Origin of the sequence: Rhodococcus sp. T2V, from assembly GCF_029269925.1 — a bacterium.
Classification (GTDB): Bacteria; Actinomycetota; Actinomycetes; order Mycobacteriales; family Mycobacteriaceae; genus Rhodococcus_F; species Rhodococcus_F koreensis.
Genome location: NZ_JARJBD010000240.1, coordinates 1 through 2,632 on the forward strand (window position 1 = coordinate 1; position 2,632 = coordinate 2,632).

Consider the following 2,632-nt stretch of genomic DNA (forward strand, 5'->3'; position numbering starts at 1 on the left):
TAAACGAAGCGGATTCCGCAAGGGCGGCTTGACAAATAGAGAGGCACCCCACCCTCGGGGCGTGTCGGCCGGGGTTCCGGCGCTGCTGCAGGTTCGCTCCTGACTGGGCCACCGACAACGGGCCCGGGAAGGGGCCTGACGGTGGCAAGGAGAACGTGGACGATGACCGATCTGATGGAGTTGTTCCGGCACTGGCATGCCGGCCGGTCCCAGGTGCAGATCTCGACGGCCCTGGGGATCGACCGCAAGACCATCCGGAAATACCTGGCACCGGCGTTGGCGGCCGGGCTGGCGCCCGGCGAGGGCGGCAAGTTCGATGAGGGGCTCTGGCGGGAGCTGATCTCGGAATGGTTTCCGGAGGTCGGAGACCCGGCGGCGCGGGCGGTGACGTGGCCGGCGATCGCCACGCACCACGACTGGATCGACGCACAGTTGAAGGCGTCGGTGACGGTCGCGACGATCGCGCAACGCCTGCGTGACGACCACGCTGTTGCGGTGTCCGAGTCGACGGTACGTCGTTATGTGGCAGCGCAATTCGCCGATCAGGTGGCGGAGTCGAAGGTGACGGTGCCCCGGGGTGCGGTCCCGCCCGGCGACGAGGCCCAGGTCGACTACGGCAAGCTCGGCATGTGGCGCAACCCGGCCACCGACCGACGGGTGGCGGTCTGGGCATTCGCGATGATCCTGACCTGCTCGCGGATGCTGTTCGTGCAGCCGGTGCTGCGGATGGACCAGACCTCGTGGTGCGCCTCGCACGTGGCCGCGTTCGAGTTCTTCGGCGGCACGCCGGCCCGGATGGTGTGCGACAACCTCAAAACCGGGGTGGACCGGCCGGACCTGTACGACCCGAAGATCAACCGCGCCTATGCCGAACTCGCCGCGTTCTACGGGCTGTTGATCGACCCGGCTCGCGCCGGGAAACCGAAGGACAAACCGCGGATCGAGCGGCCGATGCCGTATATCCGCGACTCGTTCTTCAAGGGCCGGGAGTTCATCTCACTGGCGCAGATGCAGGACGCCGCCCTGACCTGGTGCACCGACGTCTACGGTCGCCACAACCACCGCGGCCTCGACGGAGCACAACCCGCTGCGGTGTTCGAGGCCATCGAAAAGCGCACTCTCACAACACTTCCACCCAGACCATTCGAACCGGTCCGCTACCAGATCGGCAAGGTCGCCCCGGACTGCCACGTCAAGGCCGGCAAGGCCCTGTACTCGGTGCCCTGGCGGTTGATCGGTCAGCAGGTGCTGGTGCGCACCAGCGGGGATGTGGTGCAGATCTTCCACACCGAGCAGGTGGTCGCCACCCACGTGCTGCACCTGTCGGGGCGGTCGACGAACCCCGAGCACTACCCGCCGCACAAGATCGCCTACACACTGCAGACGGTGTCCTGGTGCCGGGCGCAGGCCGAGCAGATCGGTCCCGGCGCGGTCGCCGTGGTCGCCGAGTTGTCCCAGGTCAACGCGCTGCACCGGCTGCGGGCGATCCAGGGCATCATCCGGCTGCGGGACCGCTACGACGACGCCCGCCTGGACGCGGCCTGCGCCCGCGCCCTCGAGGTCGGGGACCCCAGCTACCGCACCGTCAAGGGCATCCTCGCCGCCGGCACCGAACACGACGGACAGCCCGCCCCGGCCGCCGCGCCGGCGCCGGCGTTCCTGCGCGGACCGGACGCCTTCGACGCCGAACGCACCGCCTGAAGTGTCGAACGCTGCCACTGACACCTGATGCACACCAACTACTTTCACCCTTAGGAATCGTCATGACCATTCACGACCCCAGCCTGCGGGCTGCGCTGAAGACATTGAAGCTGACCGGGATGCTCGACACCCTCGATGCCCGGCTCGCCCAGACCCGGGACGGACAGCTCGGACACCTCGAGTTCCTGCAAGTGCTGTGTGAGGACGAGATCGCCCGCCGGGAAACGGCGGCGCTGGCCCGCCGGCTGCGCCGGGCCAGGTTCGAGCAACAGGCCACCTTCGAGGACTTCGATTTCACCGCGAACCCGAAACTCCCGGCGGCGATGCTGCGGGATCTGGCCGCGCTGCGCTGGCTCGACGCCGGCGAGTCGGTGATCCTCTACGGACCCGTTGGTGTCGGCAAAACTCATGTGGCACAAGCACTTGGGCATCATGTCGCCCGCCGTGGCGGGGACGTGCGGTTCGTCAAGTGCTCCCGCATGCTCGCCGATCTGGCCGGCGGTCACGCTGATCGCACCATCGGTCAGCGGATGCGGGAATACACCCGGCCGCTGGTGTTGATCATCGACGACTTCGCGATGCGCGAGCACACCACCACCCAGTCCGACGACCTCTACGATCTGGTCTCGGACCGGGCGATCGCCGGAAAACCGCTGATCCTGACGAGCAACCGCGCCCCGAAGGACTGGTATCCGCTGTTCCCGAACCCGGTCGTCGCCGAGTCCCTCCTCGACCGGCTCATCAACACCAGCCACCAAACCCTGATGGACGGACCGTCCTACCGGCCCCGCAAAAGACCCGGACATCGCACCGCCGGCGCAACCTGATCCGCACCCCCGCCGGTTCGGGTTACCCTCGACTCAGCACGCCCGATCATGGGGTGCCTCTCTATTTGTCAAGCCGCCCTTGCGGAATCCGCTTCGTTTAGTCG

The 2,632-nt window shown here is 67.5% G+C and carries 2 protein-coding genes; both read left to right on the forward strand.

Translation table 11 applies throughout. The features are described from left to right. The first annotated feature begins 162 nt into the window (after positions 1–162). Positions 163–1,701, forward strand: a complete 1,539-nt coding sequence (gene istA, locus P3H15_RS53525; protein WP_276144747.1) for an IS21 family transposase — start codon at positions 163–165, stop codon at positions 1,699–1,701. A gap of 62 nt (positions 1,702–1,763) precedes the next feature. After that, positions 1,764–2,528, forward strand: a complete 765-nt coding sequence (gene istB / locus P3H15_RS53530) for an IS21-like element helper ATPase IstB (protein ID WP_072816447.1) — start codon at positions 1,764–1,766, stop codon at positions 2,526–2,528. The last annotated feature ends 104 nt before the right edge of the window (positions 2,529–2,632 follow it).